This is a genomic window from Pasteurella oralis (genome assembly GCF_002850605.1).
In the GTDB taxonomy this organism is placed as follows: Bacteria; Pseudomonadota; Gammaproteobacteria; order Enterobacterales; family Pasteurellaceae; genus Pasteurella; species Pasteurella oralis.
In genome coordinates this window covers 21,064-44,398 of sequence record NZ_NXGB01000010.1, presented here as the reverse complement: position 1 = coordinate 44,398, position 23,335 = coordinate 21,064, and the positions used below count along the sequence as shown (strand labels likewise).

General features: G+C 36.4%; 14 protein-coding genes and 1 tRNA gene. 13 read left to right on the top strand and 2 right to left on the bottom strand.

The window, feature by feature from the left end:
• Positions 1-1,298 precede the first annotated feature (1,298 nt).
• From C0975_RS10665 to C0975_RS10640, 6 genes are read left to right on the top strand one after another with little or no spacing between them, the layout of a single operon-like run.
• Entirely contained in the window at positions 1,299-2,501 is a 1,203-nt protein-coding gene (locus C0975_RS10665) for a glycosyltransferase family protein (protein ID WP_245853378.1), read from the top strand.
• A 31-nt stretch (positions 2,502-2,532) separates the two neighbouring features.
• Positions 2,533-3,756 (top strand): glycosyltransferase family 4 protein, encoded by a 1,224-nt coding sequence (locus tag C0975_RS10660; protein WP_101776359.1) that lies wholly within the window; start codon positions 2,533-2,535, stop codon positions 3,754-3,756.
• Positions 3,757-3,812: 56 nt separating this feature from the next.
• Positions 3,813-5,006: a glycosyltransferase family 4 protein gene (locus C0975_RS10655; protein ID WP_101776358.1), complete on the top strand. Its 1,194-nt coding sequence runs from the start codon at positions 3,813-3,815 to the stop codon at positions 5,004-5,006.
• A 23-nt stretch (positions 5,007-5,029) separates the two neighbouring features.
• Positions 5,030-6,883, top strand: a complete 1,854-nt coding sequence (locus tag C0975_RS10650; protein WP_101776357.1) for an ABC transporter ATP-binding protein — start codon at positions 5,030-5,032, stop codon at positions 6,881-6,883.
• A gap of 45 nt (positions 6,884-6,928) precedes the next feature.
• On the top strand, positions 6,929-9,250 hold the full coding sequence (locus C0975_RS10645) for a phosphotransferase (protein ID WP_101776356.1): 2,322 nt from the start codon (positions 6,929-6,931) through the stop codon (positions 9,248-9,250).
• 15 nt (positions 9,251-9,265) lie between these two features.
• On the top strand, positions 9,266-10,435 hold the full coding sequence (locus C0975_RS10640) for a nucleotide sugar dehydrogenase (protein ID WP_101776355.1): 1,170 nt from the start codon (positions 9,266-9,268) through the stop codon (positions 10,433-10,435).
• 90 nt (positions 10,436-10,525) lie between these two features.
• Here the strand turns inward: C0975_RS10640 and C0975_RS10635 are convergent.
• Positions 10,526-10,610, bottom strand: a tRNA-Leu gene (locus tag C0975_RS10635).
• Between the two features lie 339 nt (positions 10,611-10,949).
• Between C0975_RS10635 and hutX the strand changes: the two genes are divergently transcribed.
• The 4 genes from hutX to rpsO all read left to right on the top strand — a co-directional run bounded on the left by hutX (position 10,950) and on the right by rpsO (position 15,393).
• The gene (gene hutX, locus C0975_RS10630) at positions 10,950-11,441 is read left to right on the top strand and encodes a heme utilization cystosolic carrier protein HutX (protein ID WP_101776354.1); all 492 of its coding nucleotides are present in this window, start codon (positions 10,950-10,952) and stop codon (positions 11,439-11,441) included.
• 21 nt (positions 11,442-11,462) lie between these two features.
• A complete protein-coding gene (gene hutZ, locus C0975_RS10625) occupies positions 11,463-11,981 on the top strand; it encodes a heme utilization protein HutZ (protein WP_174674060.1) in 519 nt (172 codons plus the stop codon).
• 46 nt (positions 11,982-12,027) lie between these two features.
• Positions 12,028-14,946 carry a TonB-dependent hemoglobin/transferrin/lactoferrin family receptor gene (locus C0975_RS10620; protein ID WP_101776352.1) on the top strand — a complete coding sequence of 973 codons (2,919 nt, stop codon included), beginning with the start codon at positions 12,028-12,030 and terminating at the stop codon, positions 14,944-14,946.
• Positions 14,947-15,123: 177 nt separating this feature from the next.
• Positions 15,124-15,393, top strand: coding sequence for a 30S ribosomal protein S15 (gene rpsO / locus C0975_RS10615; RefSeq protein WP_021035622.1), 270 nt, complete (start codon positions 15,124-15,126; stop codon positions 15,391-15,393).
• A 143-nt stretch (positions 15,394-15,536) separates the two neighbouring features.
• On the opposite strand, the gene apbC is transcribed toward rpsO, so the two are convergent.
• Entirely contained in the window at positions 15,537-16,649 is a 1,113-nt protein-coding gene (apbC, locus tag C0975_RS10610) for an iron-sulfur cluster carrier protein ApbC (RefSeq protein WP_101776351.1), read from the bottom strand.
• A 181-nt stretch (positions 16,650-16,830) separates the two neighbouring features.
• Between apbC and metG the strand changes: the two genes are divergently transcribed.
• From metG to C0975_RS10595, 3 genes are all read left to right on the top strand, one after another.
• Entirely contained in the window at positions 16,831-18,873 is a 2,043-nt protein-coding gene (gene metG, locus C0975_RS10605; protein WP_101776350.1) for a methionine--tRNA ligase, read from the top strand.
• Between the two features lie 132 nt (positions 18,874-19,005).
• Positions 19,006-21,159 carry a bifunctional 23S rRNA (guanine(2069)-N(7))-methyltransferase RlmK/23S rRNA (guanine(2445)-N(2))-methyltransferase RlmL gene (rlmKL, locus tag C0975_RS10600; RefSeq protein WP_101776349.1) on the top strand — a complete coding sequence of 718 codons (2,154 nt, stop codon included), beginning with the start codon at positions 19,006-19,008 and terminating at the stop codon, positions 21,157-21,159.
• A gap of 168 nt (positions 21,160-21,327) precedes the next feature.
• A complete protein-coding gene (locus tag C0975_RS10595) occupies positions 21,328-23,184 on the top strand; it encodes an ATP-binding protein (RefSeq protein ID WP_101776348.1) in 1,857 nt (618 codons plus the stop codon).
• The last annotated feature ends 151 nt before the right edge of the window (positions 23,185-23,335 follow it).

The following is a 23,335-nucleotide window of genomic DNA, read 5'->3' as shown; positions in this document are numbered from 1 at the left end:
GCCAATCGTTAAAATATGATGAATTATAGAAAATGTTTAACTTGTTCATTTGGAATGAAAGGCAATGAGTTAAATTTTTGACGGTAATTAAGATAGTTAAATGCCGTAGAAAAATATTTAATAGATTTTGTCAGAGAAAGAATCGTAATTTTTGGTTATTTGTGTCATAAAAAATAGCGCCCTAATCTGTGTTATGTCCCAAAAAGTTGGATTTATTCACCAATAGATTAAGATGCAGGTTTTTATGATTAAATATCATATATCGTTCAAACAACCACTTATTGATTTCTGGGTAGAGAAGATAACGTTGATTTATCAGCAACCAAATCTTAACCTGTTATCTATAGACGAGCAGTCGTCTTTTCTTTGATAGTTGCTTTATAGTAACAAGTTGAAGGGGATAAGGATACGAGTTGTAATAATAAGGATAGCTGATGCTTATCTTTCAACTTGTAGATGACTTGGTTTTTGGCTTGGGTTTTCTCTCGTCCAGCTCTTTGAGCTTTTTTAAAATGTCGTTTTCCGCTTCAGGATAGGTCGTGCGCTTCAAAAATACCTGAATACCAGTTGGTCTTTTTAAGTTTTTTTAGTCTCATCGTATTTTTTCATTTTTCATACATGCCCTTTGTTAAGTTAAGGAATCAGTCCAGTAATACTTTGTTTCTGAAATTGTTGCAATCAGAAGACGGGCGATAGAAATGATAGTGTTCAGCTATTTTATGTGCCCCTAATTGGTCATTTAACACTCTGTTGACAACATTTAATTAAATAATATTTACCTATAAAAATCTGCATCTTAATCTATTGGTGAGTAAGTCCAACTTTTAGGCGTTAGCTCACTTTACTTGCTAAGTGCGGTCTATTTTTCGCGAATTTCATTTTATAACTGAGGGAAATATTTTGACCTTGTATGCGGGAGATTTTTTATTCAATACGCTTTTAAGAAATAAAAAGGAAGAAATAAGTGTGAATTTCTAAGGGATAGTTCATAAGTTAGTTTGGACATACTGTCAATAGTGCTTGATTTTTTCTAGTAAAGATAGTTTTTCTCCATTTGATGTTTTTCTTTCTTTTTTTAACTTCTTTGTTATTAAAAGTTATATTTATATTTCTTTCTGTTTTATTAATAAAATCAATGTGGTATTGCTTGGTTAAAATTTGTGCTTTAATAGGTTTTATTGCTTTTATTTTATACTTTATTAAGGTAGTATCTGTCAAAAGAAGTGATTTTATTTAAATTTTTTATATTTTATATGAGTGGTGTTTAGCTATTTTAGGAACTTGAGAGAAAATCAATTATGCAAAATCTATTAGAAAAGTGTGATTGTTTATTCCCATCTCGAATTGCCTTTTATTCTCACGATACTATGGGATTAGGGCATATTCGTCGAAATATGTTGTTAGCTCAATCAGTGCTACAAGCATGTCCAAATACAGAAATTCTATTACTTTCAGGTGTCAGAGAATCTGGTGCGTTTAAGTTACCAAAAGGAGCAGATACTGTCACTATGCCGAGCTATTTTAAAACGGCAGAAGGCAAATATATTCCTAGTTCTTTAGGCACTGATATTGATCGCCTAGTTGAGGTGCGCAGACAAATCATCTATGCAACTTTAGATTCATTTAAACCAGATATCGTGGTTATTGATAATGTACCGCGTGGGGCAATGAATGAGTTAGATAGTGTTTTGCCTGTATTAGCAAGTCGAGGAACTCATATTGTATTAGGGTTACGAGATATTATTGATGAGCCCGATGTGGTTCGTCAACAATGGAAAAAACTAAAGAATTTAGAAATTATTCGTTTGTATTTTAATAGTATCTGGGTATATGGTGATCCTCATTTTTTTGATTTAGCAAAAGAATATGGGCTTGATCAAGATATTCGTGAGAAATTGCAATATGTGGGCTATTTAGATCAAACTCGCCGTATGGAAGTTCAAGGACTGGATACAGTGATTTCATCAAGTGTTGAAGCGCCTTATGCGCTTTGTGTTGTTGGCGGCGGGCAAGATGGTTTTCAACTAGCAAAAACTTTTATGCAGGCAGACCTCCCAGAGGGTTGGAATGGCTTGCTCATTACTGGTGCTTTAATGCCAGAAGAACAACGCAAACAAATTCACGATATGATTGAACAACGTCCTGAAATTCATGTTGTTGATTTTGTTGCTGAGCCTCTCAAATTGATGCAGGATGCTGAATGCATCATTTCAATGGGCGGATACAATACTGTCACTGAAATTTTATCATTTAATGAAAGAGCATTAATTGTACCGCGAATTACACCAAGAAAGGAACAATGTATACGTGCTTCCAGATTAGCTGAAATGGGCATTGTCGATTGTTTACATCCTAACTCTCTTTCGCCTGATGCGCTGTCTTCCTGGATAGCAGAGAAAAAAGAGCAGCTTAATGCTAGAAATGTATTGCGTTTTAATGGGTTGGATAATGTAGTTATACAAATTCAATCGATTGTAAGTAAGTTAGCGACTAATTCTTAATTTATCTACATATTTTTCTGTGGAGTTAATCATGAACACCATGACTTTAAGTGAATTAAAGCCAATGTATATTGGTTATGTGCTAAAACGTTATCCTCGTTTTTCTGAAACTTTTGTTGTAAATGAGATTCTGGCACATGAAAGGGCGGGTACAAAAATTGATATTTTTGCTTTAGGACCAGTAATGGAAACCCATTTTCAAGATGGTATTTCACAAGTTAGAGCACCAGTAACCCGTTTAGTAGATAAACAGCGTAATACTGAAACCTTGTGGGGAATAATGACACAAGGATTTAGTCAGTTGTCTGATTTCGCAATTAAATTAGAGAGTGCAAAAGGCACAATACATGAAATTGCTCAAAGTATACTGTTAGCATTAGAGATTAAGAAAAGAGGTATTCAGCATTTACATGCGCACTTTGGCACTCAGGCGACTACAGTTGCTAGACAAGCTGCGATTTTTGCAGATATTACTTATACCTTTACAGCACATGCTAAAGATATTTATTACCAATATGAGCAGTCCACTGAACTAGGGCAGAAAATGCATGATGCATCAGCAACCGTGACTGTTTCTGACTATAACCTGACTTATTTGCGTGAAAAATATGGTAGTGATGCAGCAAGTGCGGTCCGAATTTATAACGGAATGGATCTCAGTAAATTCCCTTATCAATCTTTTCATTCTCCTAACCGTCAGATTCTCGCAGTGGGTCGTTTGGTGCCAAAGAAAGGCTTTAGTGTTTTATTAGATGCGCTTGCGATATTAAAACAACGTAATATTGATATGCGATGCACTTTAGTTGGAGATGGAACTTTGCGTGAACAGTTACAAGCGCAAATTGATGCCTTAAATATTAGCGATATTGTACAAATGGTTGGCCCAATGCCACAACCAGAAATCATCAAATTTATGAGGTCCGCGAATATGATGATTGCGCCAAGTGTCATTAGTGAAGACGGAGATAGAGATGGTTTACCAACTGTACTTTTAGAATCTATGGCATTAGGAACACCTGTCATTTCTACTCATGTCGCGGGTATCCCTGAATTAGTCCAAGATGGCATTACAGGGTTATGTGTGCAGCCAAATGACCCTACAGCATTAGCTGATGCGATACAGTGCCTATTAGCAGATGTTGAGCTTTGTAAAACACTTTCTTATCAGGCTCGAGCTTTGATTGAGCGTGAGTATGATGAAGATAAAAATGTAGCGCTATTACAAGCGTTGTTTCGTACTGCAATTGATAACTAATTTATTTTTAAATGATTTTTGTAAGTTAAAACAAGTATCAAATAGAAGGAAAAGTTATGCGAGTCGCGTATATTTGTGCTGATCCTGGTATTCCTGTATTTGGCACCAAAGGTGCTTCCGTCCATGTCCAAGAAGTCATCAAAGGAATGCTTCAAAATGGTTTAGATGTCACATTATTTGCACAACGTTTAGGTGGTGAGCCACCTGAAGAATTGAAGCATATTCCTGTTCATGTTTTGCCTGCCTTACCAAATTCTTCTAATAAAGAGCGAGCATTAGCAGCATTAGTGGCGAATGCTGAGGTAGAAAAAATATTGGAAGATACAGAGAAATTTGATCTTATTTATGAGCGCTATTCTCTTTGGAGTCAAGCAGGTATGCATTTTGCTAAAAAGCATGGTTGTATTGGAATCTTAGAAGTCAATGCGCCTTTAATTGAAGAACAGAAAAAACATCGTGAATTACCTTTAGAAAAAGAGGCACAAATTGTTGCAGAAAGTGTTTTTGCTAATGCAGATGCGATGATTGCTGTTTCACCTGGTGTAAAACATTATTTAGAAACTTTTGATAAAGCGAAGGGAAAAATACATGTTATTGCCAATGGTGTTGATCTTTCTCGCTTTGCACAAGCGGCTACAGAAAATGCTCAACGTTTGAAACAATTTGTTGAGCAAGGTGAAATGACCATACCAACGATAGGCTTTTTAGGAACACTGAAGCCTTGGCATGGGGTGTCTATTTTAGTTCAGGCTTGGTCTTTATTGAGAGAACGAGGATATAACACGCGTTTATTAATTGTTGGTGATGGTCCTCAATATCAAGCACTTAGTGATGAGATTGAAAAATTAGGGCTGTTAGAGTATGTACAGTTTACTGGTGCTGTTGCGCCAGAAACTGTACCTATGTGGTTAGCTAAAATGGATATTGCTGTTGCCCCTTATCCTACAATAGATAAGTTCTATTTTTCACCTTTAAAAATTTATGAATATATGGCAGCAGGGTTACCAATCATTGCTACTCGAGTGGGGCATTTAGATTCAGTTATTGAGAATAATTACAATGGCATTCTTGTTGTGCCTGATGAACCTTCAAAAATGGCGAACAGTATCGCAGAACTATTTGTTTCACCGTCAACAGCACAGCAACTGGGACAGAATGCACGGTTTACTGCTGAACAATATCATAGTTGGTTATCCGTCGTTGAGCGTATTTTAGATATCGCTCGTTCTTGTAAAAACGAGAAAAACTAATGATTTGAATAGGATTCAACTGCATGAGCAAAAAGACAGTCAATAAAAACGCATGGTGGTCAGTAGCTTATCGTTTAAAAGAATATATTTATCCTGAGCGAATGTTAGTCTTTGGTGCTTTATGTGCATTATTGCTTGCGACTGCAATGCGCCTGCTTAAGCCATTGCCTTTAGCATTTGTGGTCGATTATGTATTGTTAGATGCTGTAGAGGTTTCCGCAGAGTCTGCTAAAGATACCAAAGCATTAAATGGCTTTATCGCATCATTACTCACTTCTGTAGACACCGCACATTTGTTATTCGGTTGTGCAGCTGCAGTCGTGTTGATTGCTTTATTTATGGCAGGCTCTAGTTATGTCAGTACAGTTGGGCTTGCTTTAGCTGGCAGTCGGATTTTAAGCCGAGTTCGTAATGACCTGTTTGCACATTTACAACGTTTATCACTGCGTTTTCATTCGCAAGCAAGAACAGGTGATTTAACTATGCGCCTGATTAATGACATAGGCATGCTGCGTGAAGCAGTAATTACTGCGTTGATGCCTATGCTGGCAAATATCCTGATATTAGCAGGGATGTTTGCAATGATGATATATATCAATTGGCAACTTACTTCGATTACATTGCTTGCTATACCGTTAATTTGGTGGAGTACTGTCCGTTCAAGTAAACGTATCCATGAAGTTAGCCGTGCTCAACGGAAAAGAGAAGGTGCATTGGCTTCTAAAGCAGCAGAATTTATTGGTTCAATTCGTACTGTCCAATCTCTTTCATTAGAAAATGAAACTATTCGTAGTTTTGTTGGTGATGATACAGAAAGTCGCAAGCAGAATGTGCAGTCAAAGAAATTATCAGCAGGTCTTGAGCGTCGAGTCGATATTATCGTGGCATTAGTGTCTGCTGCAGTATTGCTCAAAGGTGCTTATTCCGTTTTAGGTGGAGAGATGACGCCTGGTGAGCTGATTATTTTTATGTCTTATTTAAACAATGCGTTTAGACCTGTTAGAGAATATGCTAAGTATACTGGTCGCCTTTCAAAAGCGCTGGCAGCAGGTGAACGTGTTGTGAATTTGTTAGATGAGCAACCAGATATTCAAGATAAACCAGATGCACTGCCATTAGCTGATGTGCGCGGGGAAATTCGTTTTGAGCATGTTGAGTTTGGCTATCATGGAACAGATAAAGATGCACCAGCCGTACTTAGAAATATGGATTTTGTCATTAATGCTGGCGAAAGCGTGGCGATCATCGGTCCGTCTGGCGCAGGTAAATCCACAATCACTAGCTTATTATTAAGATTGTATGAAGCAGATAGTGGCGTTATTCGTATTGATGGAAAAGATATTCGAGATTATCAAATAGCCAGTGTACGTAGTCAAATTGCGATTGTGCCACAAGACAACTTATTGTTTGGATTGCCCATCCGTGAAAACATTGCGTTAGGAGCGATTAATCGTGCAGAGAAAATAAGTGATGAAGAAATCATTGCTGCCGCGAAATTAGCACAAGCACATGATTTTATTCTTAGATTACCAGATGGTTACGATACGGTGTTAAGTGAACGAGGAGGATCTTTATCAGGTGGTCAAAGACAAAGAATTGCTATTGCGCGAGCAGCGATGAATAAAAGTGCGATTTTAATTCTAGATGAACCTACAGTTGGATTGGATCAAGAAAGTGAAACACAAGTGATTCTAGCACTAGATAATCTGATGAAGGGACGAACTACAATTATAATCACGCATAATCTTGCGCTTGCTGCGAGAACTGATCGTATTTTATTCGTAGATAAAGGTGCAGTTGTTGAACAGGGAGAACACTTGCAATTATTAAAGGCAGAAGGAAATTATGCCGCTTGGTGGAAAATGCAACTTGCTTAATTTTTGTATATAAGTATTTGCCTAGAATTAAACAAAGGTATCAATATGCTTACAGATGCGGATAAAAGAATCATTGCAAGAGATACGGATTTACCAGGTTTAATTGCCTTGTTAGATAATGACTTATTATTGGACAGATTGCGAAAGCTGCCTCAGTTTTACGCGATAAGGCGGGTTGATATCCAATATTTGCGTTACAAACCAAATAACAGTTGTGCTGGTACTTTACGAATTGTATTGCAAGATGGCAGTGTGAATTATTACTATGCTAAAGCATTAACGCCAGCACGGTTTGCCGAGTCTTGGGCTAATCCGAAGCGACAAAAACTCATTCGAGAGGCAGATCCTAATGCGCCTTTAGCCTTGTTTGATTTATACGTTATGCTTTTGCATCCCGCCTATGATCGAGGTATACGCTATTTAGGTTGGTTAATCAATAATAAACTACGCCATCAGCTATTCGATTGCTGTCCTATATCTGAGATGGTTCAACAATATGTAAATATTGATATTTTGCGTTACAAACCAGAGCGTAGATTAGTCGCAAAGATTACTCAGAATAAGCAAACATTAGTTGTACGTACAATCAAAGCCTCTGATTTTAGTCGAGTATTAACTGGTGCTGCTTTTGGTATGGCTCAAGGCTATGTAAAACTGCTTGGTAGTAATGGACATTTTTGTTCCGTGATCACAAGTTGGCAAGAGGGCGAGAGTTTATGTCCTGAAACAGGTTTTATTTGCTCTACTGAAGATATCTACCAGCTAGCAACCTTATTAGCGCAAGTACATAGTACGAGTTATAGTCATCCTATTACTTATCAAATTAGTGATGAAATTCAGTCCTTAAAAGGTGTTCAGCAAGCATTTCAACATATTTTGCCAGAGTATGTTTCTTGGTTTACTCAATTAGCTGCGCGTATCTCTAAAGGATTATCCGCACAGTCATCAGAACTATTCACGCTGATTCATGGTGATTTTTCATTAGATCAAGTTGTGAAAAGCCAAGATAAACAAGACATTGATGAATTATATCTTTTAGATTGGGATCGCTCAGCGCATGGAAATCCACTGTTAGATTTGGCTACTCTACAAGCAAGGCTAGAATTGCAAGTAATTGAAGGGGTTTTACCTGTATGGCAGACAGAGGATTTAATCACTAAGTTTTTAAGTGTTTATCAAGCTAAAACACAATTTAGTCTAGAAGGATTATCTTGGTTTGTGGCTTCAGCTATGTTGCGTTTGGCTATCGAACCTTTCCGTAAACGGAGCCCAGAATGGGAACAGCATACGTTATTGTTATTACAACGTGTTGAAAATATCCTAAGTAAAACAGTTACTCAATCTGTCGTTTCAGCAGAGAAACAACAGGTAGATTTATCTTTTGATTCAATCTTATTTACGCTAATTGATATTACGCAAATGCAAGATTTATTGAAGCAGGTATTGCCTGAACAGTTTCAAGGAGTATTAGAATCTGCGCAGCTTATCCGTTATAAAATTCAACGACGTGCCTTGATTGAATACCAAATTGAGTCTAAAAAAACAAAGCAATGTGTGATAGGAAAGTATCGGAGTAAAGGATTAGATAAGCGTTCTTTTCAAATTCAAAAAGCATTGTGGCAAAATGGATTTGATCAAAGTATGCCTGTGAGTGTCCCACAACCATTAAGTATATTGCCTGCACAAAGAACATGGCTACAAGTTAAAGTGAGTGGACGTTGTATCGGTGATATGCTAATACCTCAAAACCAACGTTTAGCTTTTTTGGGTTGTGCAGTGGCACAAGCACTACGAGCATTACATCAAAGTGCGGTCGAAAAATGGGTAGATTTGCCTGTTTGGACGGCTGAGCAGGAATTACAAATTTTGCGTGATCGCCTAATGCAAGTACAACTTCTGTTACCTGCATTTTCTATTCGTATTGCAAAGCTGCTTTCTGATTGTGAAAAAATAGTGAGCTTACTTTCAAAATTACCTGTTGTTTCTGTACACAGAGATTTTTATCAAGATCAGATATTAGAACGTAGTGGGTATCCGGGATATATGGTGCTACTTGATCTTGATTTAGTTTGTCAGGGACATGCTGCCTTAGATGCGGGAAATTACTTAGCTCATATTCAAGAGTTTGCTATTCGTCAGTATGCAAACCCTCACGCGTTATCTGCACATCAACAAGCATTTATTAATACTTTTTTAACGAATAATTCAACCGCTACAGCACAAGATATTGAGGTTTATACAATATTGTCTTTAGCTCGTCATATTTATCTCAGTACTCAATTTCCAGATCGTCAACATACGACAGAAACTTTAATTTCATTATGTGAGGAAAAATTGAATTCTCATTTAACAAGAGATTGGATTTAACATAGGAGAAAAAGTATGAAAATCACTATTGTAGGAGCAGGTTATGTTGGGCTATCAAATGCGATTTTGCTTGCTCAACAGCATGAAGTGACATTGTTGGATGTATCTTCTGAAAAAGTAAATCTAATTAATAGTAAAATTTCGCCGATTCAAGATGCTGAAATTAGTGATTATTTGATGACAAAAACACTAAATTTGCATGCAACTCTTGATAGTACGGAGGCTTATACTGAAGCTGAATATATCATTATTGCTACACCAACAGATTATGATCCCGTTACTGATTATTTTGATACAAGCTCAGTCGAATCTGTGTTAGAAACGGCTATCGCGCAAAACTCACGAGCATATTTAGTAATAAAGTCAACAATCCCTGTCGGATTTACCTTAAGAATGCGTCAATATTTTAACAATGAGCGCATTTTTTTCTCGCCTGAATTTTTACGAGAGAGTAAAGCACTGTATGATAATTTACATCCTTCTCGTATTGTAGTAGGTGATCATAGTGAGGCTGCAAAAACATTTGCACAGCTATTACGTGATTGTAGTCTTGAGCCGAATGCCCCTATTTTGTTGACTAATCCAACAGAAGCAGAGTCAATTAAATTATTTGCAAATACTTATTTGGCATTACGCGTGGCTTTCTTTAATGAATTAGATTCGTTTGCCTTAACATTTGGTCTAGATGCGCAGCAAATCATTGACGGAGTGTCATTGGACCCACGTATTGGCACGCATTATAACAATCCTTCTTTTGGTTATGGTGGATATTGTTTACCTAAAGATACGAAACAATTACTTGCCAACTTCCAAAATATCCCACAGAACTTGATTAGTGCTGTTGTTCAGTCGAATGTCACGCGTAAAGATTTTATTGCTAATGATATTTTGAGTAAGAAACCAACGGTAGTAGGCGTGTATCGTTTAACGATGAAAGCGGGTTCGGATAACTTTAGAAGCTCGAGTATTAAGGGTATTATGCGTAGATTGAGCGAAGCGGGAGTTAAGCTTGTTGTTTATGAACCAAAATATAAAGAAGACAAGTTTTTTGATGCAGAGTTAGTGAGAGATTTAACGGAATTTAAGCAATGTGCAGATATTATCTTAGCAAATAGAATAACAACAAATCTAGAAGACGTACTCCCGAAAGTGTACACCCGTGATTTAAAGGGGAGTGATCTTTAGGACGCTTTGTATTGTTTTGCGTGTAATAAATATAAATATAGAAAAAGCCGACATTATTGTCGGCTTTTGTTTTCTCATACTGTTTATTAGTGGTGCCTAGGGTCGGACTCGAACCGACACACCCGAAGGCGGTTGATTTTGAATCAACTGCGTCTACCAATTTCGCCACCCAGGCAGCAATAATAAGCAGTAGTAAAACGTGGGAAGTATTATACCCATTCAATGGCAGGTTACAAGTAAAAAATCTGGCTTTAAGATTAATTGTATTTATTTTCATCATTTCTATTTTTTATTCTCATGTTACAGACTTTCTAAACTAAAGTCTTATAAAAAATAAGGTTTTATTTATTGCGATTTTTATACTAACTATTCGATATTTATCACATTTCTTGCAAAAAAATGTAATTTTTTTTGAAAAAAAAGTTAATCACAAATATAATTAATAACTATTATCAATACTATTTTTTTTAATTTATTTGTATCATAGATATTTTGATTGAGGATGAAAAAGGCGATGACGTTAAAACAACAAATTGCGGATTATATCGCGCAGAATCCGATGGCAATTACATTGGACATGGCTGCCCATTTTAATCAGCCAGAAGGCGAGATCTTATGTGCATTACCTGAAGCATTTGTACGTATTTTTTCGGGAGCAAGAACAGACGAAATTTTGACTGAAGTGAGTCAATGGGGAACTTTTACGACTATCATTGAAAAAGAAGGTTCTATTTTTGAAATCAAAGATCGTTTTCCAACAGGCATGATTGGGCGAGGTTATTACAATTTAAATATGAAGGGAAATGAAGGCGCATTACATGGACATTTGAAGCTAGATAATATTGCGAAAATTGCTTTTGTCAGTTTGCCTTTCCGTGGCAAAGAAAGTTATAACATCGCATTTATTGCTGATAATGGACAAACCATTTTTAAAATTTATTTAGGGCGTGATGAAGAGCGTCAATTGTTTCCAGAACAAGTGGAAAAATTTAAACAATTTATTTAAGCAGTAAACTAAGGAAAGATAATGACAACAAATCGTCAAGAAGTATTACAAAACCGTTTAGGACCAGAGATTCAAGAATTAAAAGCACAATGTAAAACGATCATGTTAGCAACAGTAGGAGAAGATGGTTATCCTAATGTGAGTTATGCACCTTTCGCGATTACTAATGGTGAGTATCAAGTTTTCATTTCAACAATTGCACGCCATGCGCGTAATTTACAAGAAGTGCCAAAAGTATCATTAATGTTAATTGAAGATGAAAGTAAAAGTCGTCAGATTTTTGCGCGCCGCCGCCTTTCCTTTGACGCCACGGTACGGATTATTGAACGTGAAACAGACGAGTGGAAAGACAGTATTGCAGCATTAAAAGCAAGACAAGGAAATTTAATTGATGAATTATCAAAAATGAGAGATTTTCATTTATTTAGTTTTAAACCAACGCAAGGTTTATTTGTAAAGGGCTTTGGTCAGGCATTTCAAGTGAGTAATGATGATTTAGTCAGCTTTGTTCATTTAGATGAAGGTCATTTAGAAGATTAATAATATACAACTTTAAGGTGTAGCAGTTTTATTTTAGGAAAAGATTATGGCAATTGTAGCGAATAGAAAAGTAAAGCTTTCATTGATTACTTTAGCTTTATTTAATTATTGCGGTTTTGTTTTGGCAGATACAGAGGAGGTGGCTGAATTAGATACAATTACCGTCACTTCTCAACAAGATGCAATCGAAATCAAAGAGAAAAAAATCGGCGAGACAGTAAAAACATCTTCAATTTTAAAACGTCAACAAGTTCAAGATAGTCGTGATTTGGTGCGTTATGAAACAGGTATCAGTGTTGTAGAAGCAGGACGCTTTGGTTCAAGTGGCTATGCGATTCGTGGTGTTGATGAAAACCGTGTTGCGATTACTGTAGACGGGCTTCATCAAGCAGAGACGCTTTCATCACAAGGTTTTAAAGAACTTTTTGAAGGCTACGGTAATTTTAATAACACAAGAAATAGTGTTGAAATTGAAACTTTGAAAGTCGCTAAAATTGCTAAAGGAGCAGATTCAGTTAAAGTCGGTAGCGGTTCATTAGGGGGAGCGGTACTGTTTGAAACCAAAGATGCAAGGGATTTTTTAACTGAAAAAGATTGGCATCTTGGCTATAAAACGGGCTATAGTACTGCCGATAATCAGAGTTTAAATTCTATTACTGCTGCGGGACGCTATAAATATTTTGATGTGTTATTTATGCATACTAAACGTCATGGTCATGAGCTAGAAAACTTTGATTATAAATATGCTGCGGATATTCAAGGCAAAGAAAGAGAGAAAACGGATCCTTATACGATTACTAAAGAAAGTACGTTAGTTAAGTTTTCTTTTTCTCCAAATGAGAACCACCGTTTTACGATTGCTTCTGATCTATATCAAACCCATACACGTGGACATGACCGTTCTTATACGCTGCAACCGCAGTCTAATTATTTGACTTATGATGAAAAAGAATCTCGTCATGCAAATGATAGAGTCAAACGTAGTAATATCTCGTTCACTTATGAGAATTATACAGTTACGCCACTTTGGGACACTTTGAAGTTAAGTTATTCGCAACAAAAAATTACAACAAGAGCCAGAACAGAAGATTATTGTGATGGGAATGAGAAATGCGATACTTATAAAAATCCTTTAGGATTGCAACTTAAAGATGGGAAAATTGTCGATCGTGAAGGAAATCCGATTAAATTAGAATTAAGAGATGGTAAACATCAAATCATTGATAAGAATGGTAATCCTTTTGTTGCAGATAAAGGAACCAATAATGCCGCGTTTAATGGCAAACAGCTAGGAACGTCAGGTTTTTGGTTAGATTGTTCTGTTTTTGATTGTACTAAGCCCCTTACTGCCTATAAATATCGTTATTCATCTGAAGCTCCAACTAAAGAAGAAATTACGTTAAATAAAACAATGGAGATAGATGGTAAAAAATTTGCAACTTATGATGATCCTAGTAAAGGACGCTATTATATCATTTTGCCTAATTCCCAAGGTTATCGTCCATTTGATTATAAAGAACGTGATTTAAATACTAATACAAAACAAGTGAATTTGGACTTAACAAAAGCATTTTCTGTATTTGATATAGAAAATAATGTTTCTTACGGTGGTGTTTACTCTAAAACCCGTAAGGAAATGGTGAATAAATCAGGTTATACAGGTAGCAATCCTACTTGGTGGGCGGAAAGAACATTAGGTCAAGATTTTTCTGGAAAATTAAGGGATTGCAAAACTAGCTCGTCTTTTAATGGTTTGCTTTGTCCACGCCATGAACCTAAAACTTCTTTCTTGATCCCAGTAGAAGCTACAACGAAATCGTTGTATTTTGCCGATACGGTGAAGTTACATAATATGTTGAGTGTGGATTTGGGATATCGTTATGATGATATTAAATATCAACCAGAGTATATTCCAGGTGTAACGCCTAAGATTGCGGATGATATGGTAAAGGAATTATTTATCCCGCTTCCTCCAACAGACAAAAAAGATTGGCGTGGTAATCCTATTTACACACCAGAACAAATTCGTAAAAACGCAGAAGATAATATCGCTTATATCGCCCAAGAGAAAAAATTTAAAAAACACTCTTATTCTTTAGGTGCGACTTTTGATCCGCTTGATTTCTTAAGATTGCAAGTGAAATACTCAAAAGGTTTTAGAGCGCCAACATCGGATGAATTGTATTTTACCTTTAAACATCCTGATTTCACGATTTTACCAAATCCAACGATGAAGCCAGAAGAAGCTAAAAACCAAGAAATTGCATTGACTTTCCATCATGAGTGGGGTTTTGTGAGTACGAGTGTATTCCAAACCAAATATCGCAATTTTATTGATTTAGCTTATTTAGGTTCAAGAAATCTATCAAATTCTGTTGGTGGTAAAGCACAAGCGAGAGATTTCCAAGTGTATCAAAATATAAATGTTGATCGTGCTAAAGTGAAAGGTATTGAGATTAACTCTCGTCTGAATATTGGTTATTTCTTTGAGAAGTTAGAGGGCTTTAATTTAAGCTATAAATTTACTTATCAAAGAGGGCGTTTAGCTGATGATAGACCGATGAATGCGATCCAACCAAAGACCTCAATTATTGGTGTTGGTTATGATCATAAAGCGCATAAATTTGGAGCAGATTTGTATGTGACTCATGTAAGTGCGAAGAAAGCGAAAGATACTTATAATATGTTCTATAAAGAACAAGGTTATACCGATAGTGCCGTGAGATGGCGTAGTGATGATTATACATTAGTTGATTTTGTGACTTATGTGAAACCAGTTAAAAATGTCACTTTACAGTTTGGTGTTTATAACTTGACTGATCGTAAATATTTAACTTGGGAATCTGCTCGTTCAATTAAGCCATTTGGAACAAGTAACTTGATTAATCAAAAAACAGGTGCAGGTATCAATCGTTTTTATTCACCTGGTAGAAATTATAAGCTAAGTGCAGAAATTACTTTTTAATTAAACGAGAGAAAGCCTGTTTATACAGGCTTTCTTTTTGATTCAAAGTGCGGTGAGTTTTTATAAAGATTTTATTGCTTTTATCCTAATCAATGCTAAAATTCACAATTCTTTGTCGTAGCTGGATTAGAGATCGGCTAACGATGTATTTTTAACTTAACTTTTAGGAGTTATCGAATGTCTCTAAGTACAGAAAAAAAAGCAGCAATCGTTGCTGAGTTTGGTCGTGATGCAAAAGATACGGGTTCTTCAGAAGTGCAAATCGCATTATTGACTGCACAAATCAACCACTTACAAGCTCACTTTGCTGAACATAAAAAAGATCACCACGGTCGTCGTGGTTTATTGCGTATGGTTTCTCGTCGTCGTAAACTTTTAGATTACTTAAAACGTACTAATCTTGAGCTTTACACTTCAACTATCGCTCGTTTAGGTTTACGTCGCTAATTTTTATTACGATATATTCCAAAAGAAAGCCCTCAATATTGAGGGCTTTTTTAGTAATCGCATATTATTGAAAAAATTTATACAAAAGTGACCGCTCTTTTAACTGATTAGGTTTAAGTGCGGTCGATTTTAGTAAAATTTTATTATTTCACTTCTTTGAACATGATCTCACTTGGGATCACCGAACCTTGCCAGTAAAGTTCGGTTGCTACTTTCTCTGCAAGTTGTATGAATGATTGCGCAATTTCACTGTCTGGCGCAGCAGCTACTGTTGGTGTACCTTTGTCGAGATCTTCACGTAAACGAATATGTAATGGTTGTTGACCCAAGACTTTCACATTGTATTTTTGTGCAATTTTTTCAGCACCACCTGTACCAAAAATCGCTTCGTGGTGACCACAATGGCTACAAATGTGCATAGACATATTTTCAACAATACCTAGCACCGGCACTGAAACACGTTCAAACATTGCTACGCCTTTAATTGCATCAAGTAAAGCGATATCTTGTGGGGTAGTGACAACAATAGCACCAGTAACAGGGATTTGCTGTGAAAGTGTCAGTTGAATATCACCTGTACCTGGCGGCATATCGATAACTAAATAGTCTAAATCTGGCCATAAGGTCTCTTGGAGTAGCTGACTTAATGCGCTACTTGCCATTGGACCGCGCCAAATTGTTGCACTATCAGCATCCATAAGAAAACCAATAGAGTTGGCAAATAATTGATGTGCTTGAATTGGTGTAATGTGTTTATTGTCTGGTGAAGTTGGGCGTTGATCTGCGACACCAAGCATATGTGGGATAGATGGACCGTAAATATCGGCATCTAAAATACCGACTCTGGCACCTTGCTGTTGTAAAGCAAGCGCAAGATTGACTGAAACAGTGGATTTACCCACACCACCTTTACCTGAGGTAACTGCAATAATATTCTTGACTCCCTTGACTGCGGGGTGGTTATTGGCACGTTTTAATGTTGCAATTTGATAATTTAATTGCCATTTAATAGCTCTGCTTTCACTGTATGCTAATAAATTAGCAGAAAGCGTTTCTTTTAATTGTTCAAATGCACTATTCCAAGCAAATGGCATTGTGATTTCAATGCGTAATATCTCCCCACCTTTTTCAATTTTTTTTACCGCATTTAAAGCGATTAAATCTTTTTGTAAACTTGGATGCTGGAATTGTTCAAATTGCTTTTGAATGGCTTGTTTTTGGTTGTCTGTTAAGTTATCAGAAAATAAAATTCCCATTGATTTTATCCTGTTATATTTGAAGCTAGTTAAAGCCCTAGTTAATCACTCAACAATATTTAACCATGAACCTTGGCAACTGTTAAGCAGAAAAGTGGAAAAGTGCGGTTAAACTGGAAAAAATACCGCTGATAAGGTAACATAAACGCCAATTTTTTTGGTGAAAATATAGGAATAATCAATGGCGAATTCAGCACGCAATATTTTAGTTACCTGCGCCTTACCTTATGCAAATGGTGCAATTCATTTAGGACATTTACTTGAACATATTCAAGCAGATATCTGGGTTCGTTTCCAACGCATGCGTGGTCATGATGTGCATTTTATTTGCGCTGATGATGCACATGGTACGCCAATTATGCTGAATGCAGATAAATTAGGGATTACGCCCGAGGAATTGATCGCTCGCTCAAAAGCAGATCATGTTGCTGATTTTGAAGGATTTAATATTAGTTATGATAATTATCATTCTACTCACAGCCCTGAAAATGAGCAGTTAACTGCGCAGATGTATAAAAAATTGCGTGCTAATGGTTTTATTAAAAGCCGTATTATTTCACAATTATTTGACCCAGAAAAAGGCATGTTTTTGCCTGATCGTTTTGTCAAAGGTACTTGCCCAAAATGTAAGGCAGAAGATCAATATGGTGATAATTGTGAAGTATGTTCTTCGACTTATAGTCCAACAGAACTGATTAACCCTCGTTCAGTCGTATCTGGTGCCACACCTGTCTTAAAAGAGTCAGAGCATTTTTTCTTTGATTTACCTGCGTTTGAGAATATGTTGAAAGAATGGACTAAGTCAGGTTCATTACAGCCTGAAATTGCGAATAAAATGCAAGAATGGTTTGAATCTGGCTTACAGCAATGGGATATTTCACGTGATGCGCCTTATTTTGGTTTCAAAATTCCAGATACAGAAGATAAATATTTTTATGTTTGGTTGGATGCACCAATTGGCTATATGGCATCGTTCAAGAATTTATGTGATAAGAATGGGTTAAATTTTGACGATTTTTGGAAAAAAGACAGCGCTGCCGAGCTTTATCATTTTATCGGCAAAGACATTGTGTATTTCCATAGTTTATTTTGGCCAGCCATGTTAGAAGGGTGTGATTTACGCAAACCAACAAATGTGTTTGCACATGGTTATGTGACAGTAAATGGGGTCAAAATGTCGAAATCACGTGGTACTTTTATTCAAGCCGCTACGTATTTACGTCATTTAGCACCAGAATATTTACGTTATTACTATGCGGCAAAATTAAATAATCGCATTGAAGATTTAGATCTCAATCTAGAAGATTTTGTTCAACGTTTAAATGCTGATGTGGTGAATAAATTTGTTAATCTGGCTTCTCGTAGCGCGAGTTTTATTACAAAACGTTTTGATGGCAAGCTTGCTGCGCAAGTTGATGATATTGAGCTGTTTAATGAATTTATAGGAAAAGCAACGCAAATTGCGGCTTATTATGAAGAACGCGAATTTGGCAAAGTGGTACGAGAAGTGATGCAATTAGCAGATAAAGCGAATAAATATATTGATGATAAAGCGCCTTGGGTCATTGCGAAAGATGAAATTCGTCACGCGGAATTACAGGATGTATGTTCTATGGCATTGAACTTATTCCGTGTGTTATCTATTTATTTGAAGCCGATTATTCCACAGATTATCGAACGTGCAGAAGCATTTTTACAAGATGAATTAACGTGGGAAAAATTAGCTAACCCATTATTAAATCATCAAATTTTACCATTTAAAGCTTTAGCTCAACGGTTAGAGGCAAAACAAATTGAGGCAATTGTGAATGAAACCAAAGAACAGTTTGCACAAATGCAAGCTGCACAACAGAAAGTAGAAACACCGAGCACAAGTGATGTTGAGCCGATTGCTGAAACTATTAGTATCGATGATTTTGCGAAATTAGATTTACGTGTGGCGAAGGTGATCAAATGTGAAGCTGTACCTGAAGCGAATAAATTATTACGTTTTGAATTAGATCTTGGCGATCATACTCGCCAAGTGTTCTCTGGAATTAAAGCTGCTTATAGTAAACCGGAAGAATTAGAAGGGCGCTTTGTGATTGTGATTGCCAACCTCGCACCCCGTAAAATGAAATTTGGTTTGTCTGAGGGAATGATTTTAAGTGCGGGTACTGGTGGCGCGGATTTGTTCTTGTTAGATGTGGATCAAGGTGCGAAAGCGGGTATGCAAGTGAAATAAAGTATTTATACTATGTTTATAACATAAAGTGCGGTGCAAATTTTTAGAATTTTGACCGCACTTTGTGTTTACTACGTTTTTGCTGGTTAAACCTGCTATAATTCCTCCTCATTTTACTGATAGAGATCACCTATGAAACAACTTTTCGCCACCACTGCGCGTGGTTTTGAAGAATTATTAAAAGTCGAATTAACGGAGCTTGGCGCAACAAAATGCCAAGTTGCACAGGGCGGTGTACATTTTTATGCTGATGATGAAACCCAATATCGTGTATTACTTTGGACGCGTCTAGCTTCACGTATTTTATTACCGATTGTACAGGCTAAAATTTACAGTGATTTAGATTTATATTCGACGGTCACTAGTCAAAATTGGCTAGCGTATTTTGATGAGAAAGTGCGTTTTATGGTGGATTTTAATGGTACAAACCGTGAAATTCGCCATACTCAATTTGGGGCAATGCGCGTTAAAGATGGGATAGTCGATTATTTTGAACGTCATGGTAAAACTCGTCCGAATGTAGATAAAGACTATCCTGATATTCGAGTGCATGCTTATTTAAATCGTGAAGAATTGGTGATCTCTTTGGATTTAAGTGGCGAAGCTTTACATATGCGTGGTTATCGTGAAGATACAGGTAAAGCACCTTTACGTGAAACCTTAGCCGCCGCTATTGTGTTACGTTCAGGCTGGCAAATTAGTACGCCATTAGTCGATCCTATGTGTGGTTCTGGCACATTACTCATTGAAGCCGCACAAATGCAAGCTAAGATTGCCCCACAATTGCATCGCCTACACTGGGGGTTTGATTTTTGGCAGGCGCATAATCAAGCGATTTGGGAGAAAGTAAAAAGTGAGGCAATCGCCTTAGCAGAGAAAGCATTTAACCAAGAACATAAAGCAAATTTTTATGGTGTAGATTTAGATCATCGAGTTTTACAAAAAGCAAAACGTAATGCACAAAATGCAGGTGTTGCACATTTAATTCAATGGCAGCAAGGTGATGTGGCAGTGTTAAAAAATCCATTTACAGAATTAAAAGGCACTGTAATTTGTAATCCACCCTATGGTGAGCGTTTAGGGACAACACCAGCATTGATTGCGTTGTATTCGGTATTTGGTCAGCGTTTGAAAGCGCAGTTTGCAGATTGGAATGTTTCCGTATTTAGTGCTGAACCTGCGCTATTAGATTGTTTACGTTTACGTTCACACCGTCAATTTAAAGCTAAGAACGGTCCTTTGGATTGTGTGCAAAAAAATTATCATATTAGCCCTCGTTCACGCATAGTAGAGCACGAAGGGATGATTGAAAATGCTTTAGAAACTGACCGCACTCTAGCTGTGCAAGTCGCACAAGATTTTGCTAACCGATTACAGAAAAATTGTAAAAAAATAGAGAAGTGGGCAAAACAGCAAGGACTTAATGCTTATCGTTTATATGATGCAGATTTGCCAGAATATAATTTAGCAGTGGATCGCTACGATGATCATATTGTTGTACAAGAATATGCTGCACCAAAAAATATTGATGAAAATAAAGCTCGTCAACGCTTGTTAGATGCTGTCACTGCAACTTTGCAAGTAACAGGTGTTGAGACTAATAAGTTGATTTTAAAAGTACGTCAAAAACAGAAAGGTACTAATCAATATGAAAAATTAGCAAACAAAGGTGAGTATTTCTATGTGAATGAATATGGGGCGAAGTTGTGGGTGAATTTAACCGATTATTTGGATACGGGATTATTCCTTGATCATCGTTTGACTCGCAAAATGCTGGGTGAAATGGCAAAAGGGAAGGATTTCTTGAATCTATTTGCTTATACTGGTTCAGCTACTGTTCATGCTGCATTAGGTGGTGCAAAATCGACGACGACAGTTGATATGTCAAATACCTATTTAAATTGGGCAGAACAAAATCTATTGTTAAATGATTTAGAAGGTAAGCAGCATAAATTAATTCAAGCAGATTGTTTACAGTGGCTTGCAGGATGTGAACGTCAATTTGATCTTATTTTTGTTGATCCACCAACGTTTTCTAACTCAAAGCGTATGGAAGAGAGTTGGGATGTACAACGTGATCATATTAAATTGATGACCCATTTAAAACGTATTTTACGTGCAAATGGTACTATCGTTTTTTCTAATAATAAGCGAGGATTTAAAATGGACTTTACTGGTCTTGCTGAACTGGGTTTAAGTGCGGTTGAAATTTCAACAAAAACGTTACCATTGGATTTTGAACGCAATAAGCATATTCATAATTGTTGGCTGATCAATTTAGTTTAACGACATTTTTGATATTTTCGTTTGTATGCACCCTATTAGTTTGCCTAATAGGGTGTTGTTTTATATGGCACAAAATATTGAATTTGAGAAATAGCTCACTTCTGCAATTATTGACTTGATGATACAATAGGCGCCGTTAATTTCATCAAGCTAAAGTAAACCAATAAAATGAAAAATATAAGATATTTTACTCAAAAATATGTCGATTGGGTGATTCGTTTAGGTCGCGTAAAATTTTCTATTCTTGGGCTTATTGTGTTGGCTATCTTGGCTTTATGTACTCAAGCGCTACTCAGTTTTTTCATTATTGGTGAAGTGTATTGGAGCGATTTAATTCGTTCTATCACTTTTGGCTTAATTTCTGCGCCATTTGTGATTTATTTTTTTACCGTTTTAGTGGAAAAATTGGAACATTCGCGGCAAGGATTATCGCAGTTAGTTAACAATTTACGCAATGAAGTTTCAGAAAGAGTCATTGCTGAGAAAAAATTGTCTATTGCACTAGATAATATTGAAAAAACAAGCCGTGATAAAACCCATTTAATGGCGACCATTAGTCATGAATTACGTACCCCCCTAAATGGCATTATCGGTTTAAGTCGTATTTTGTTAGATGAGGAGTTAACTGAGCAACAACGTAATTATCTAAAAACGATTAATGTTAGTGCTATTTCTTTAGGGCATATTTTTAGTGACATTATTGATCTTGAAAAAATTGATGCACGTAGGATTGAGCTAAATTTAAAAGAAGTTGAATTGAATAGTTTTTTAAATGATATCAGTAATTTTGCCAGTTTGATGGCACAACAAAAAAAGCTCAATTTTCAATTAATTACGGATAATGATTTGCCTAGTTGGCTGATGGGAGACTATGCTCGTTTAAGCCAAATTCTGTGGAATTTGATTAGTAATGCAGTGAAGTTTACTCCTACAGGTAATGTGAGTTTAAATGTTCGACGTGTTTCAGCTTATCAAATTGCGTTTAGTGTGACAGATACAGGGATTGGTATTCCAGCGAATGAATTGCTACGCGTATTTGAAATGTATTATCAAGTACAATCTAATGAGCATAAGCCACTAGGTAGCGGGATTGGTTTGGCGCTTTCAAAAACGATTGCACAATTAATGGGAGGAGATTTATATGCCACCAGCGAAATTGGTAAAGGGTCCTGTTTTACTTTGATTTTGCCTATTAATGAGGTTGATAAACCGATAGCTGCAAAAAATCAGATCCCAAAAACGTTAAAAATTTTATTAGTTGAAGATATTGAAGTGAATGTTGTTGTCGCTAGATCTATGTTAGAGAAATTAGGTTATGCTGTAGATGTAGCAATGACAGGGCAACAAGCGATAGAAAAATTTGAGCAAAATTATTATGATTTATTGCTTTTAGATATCCAACTGCCTGATATGTCTGGTTTTGATGTGGCACAACATCTTCGTCTGGGGTATGAAAATGGTGATTATGACTTCCTACCGCCATTAATTGCATTGACGGCAAATGTCATGCATAACAAAAAAGACTATCAACAAAACGGGATGGATGATGTATTACGTAAGCCGCTTTCGCTAGAAGAGCTAACAGCCTGTTTAATAGACTATTTTGGTAATGAAAGTACGATCAAGATAGATGTGCCAGTGAAAAATAAAGATGATTCTATTGCATCACATTTTGATGTGAAAATGTTAAATGAATTGATTGAGATGCTCGGTGTTAGTTTTGCACAAAAAAATTTAGTGCTATTTAAAGAAACGATGCCTAGTTATATTAATGAGTTATTACTCGCTTTTTCGGCTTATCAACAAGATGCAGCAAAGAAATCAGAGGTACTTTCTATTGCGCATAAAATAAAGGGTGCCGCAGCTTCGGTGGGATTGAAGCGCTTACAACAAATTGCAGCTCAAGCACAGGATCCTGATCATGAAAAATGGGAATGTAAGATTGAGGGCTGGACCCAGCAATTAGCACAACTTTGGTTATTAGATGTCGAAGAATTAGAACAGTATTTAGGCCGTTTAAAATAAATTTAACTACATCTTTTTTAAACTATTTGAGCGGTGGCATTTTTATTAACAATATCATTTAATTTAGTGTAAAACAGCATATTAACCATTTTAATTATGTGGAAATGAATGCTATTCTATTGCACAATTATCAATCATTTTAAGGACCTAT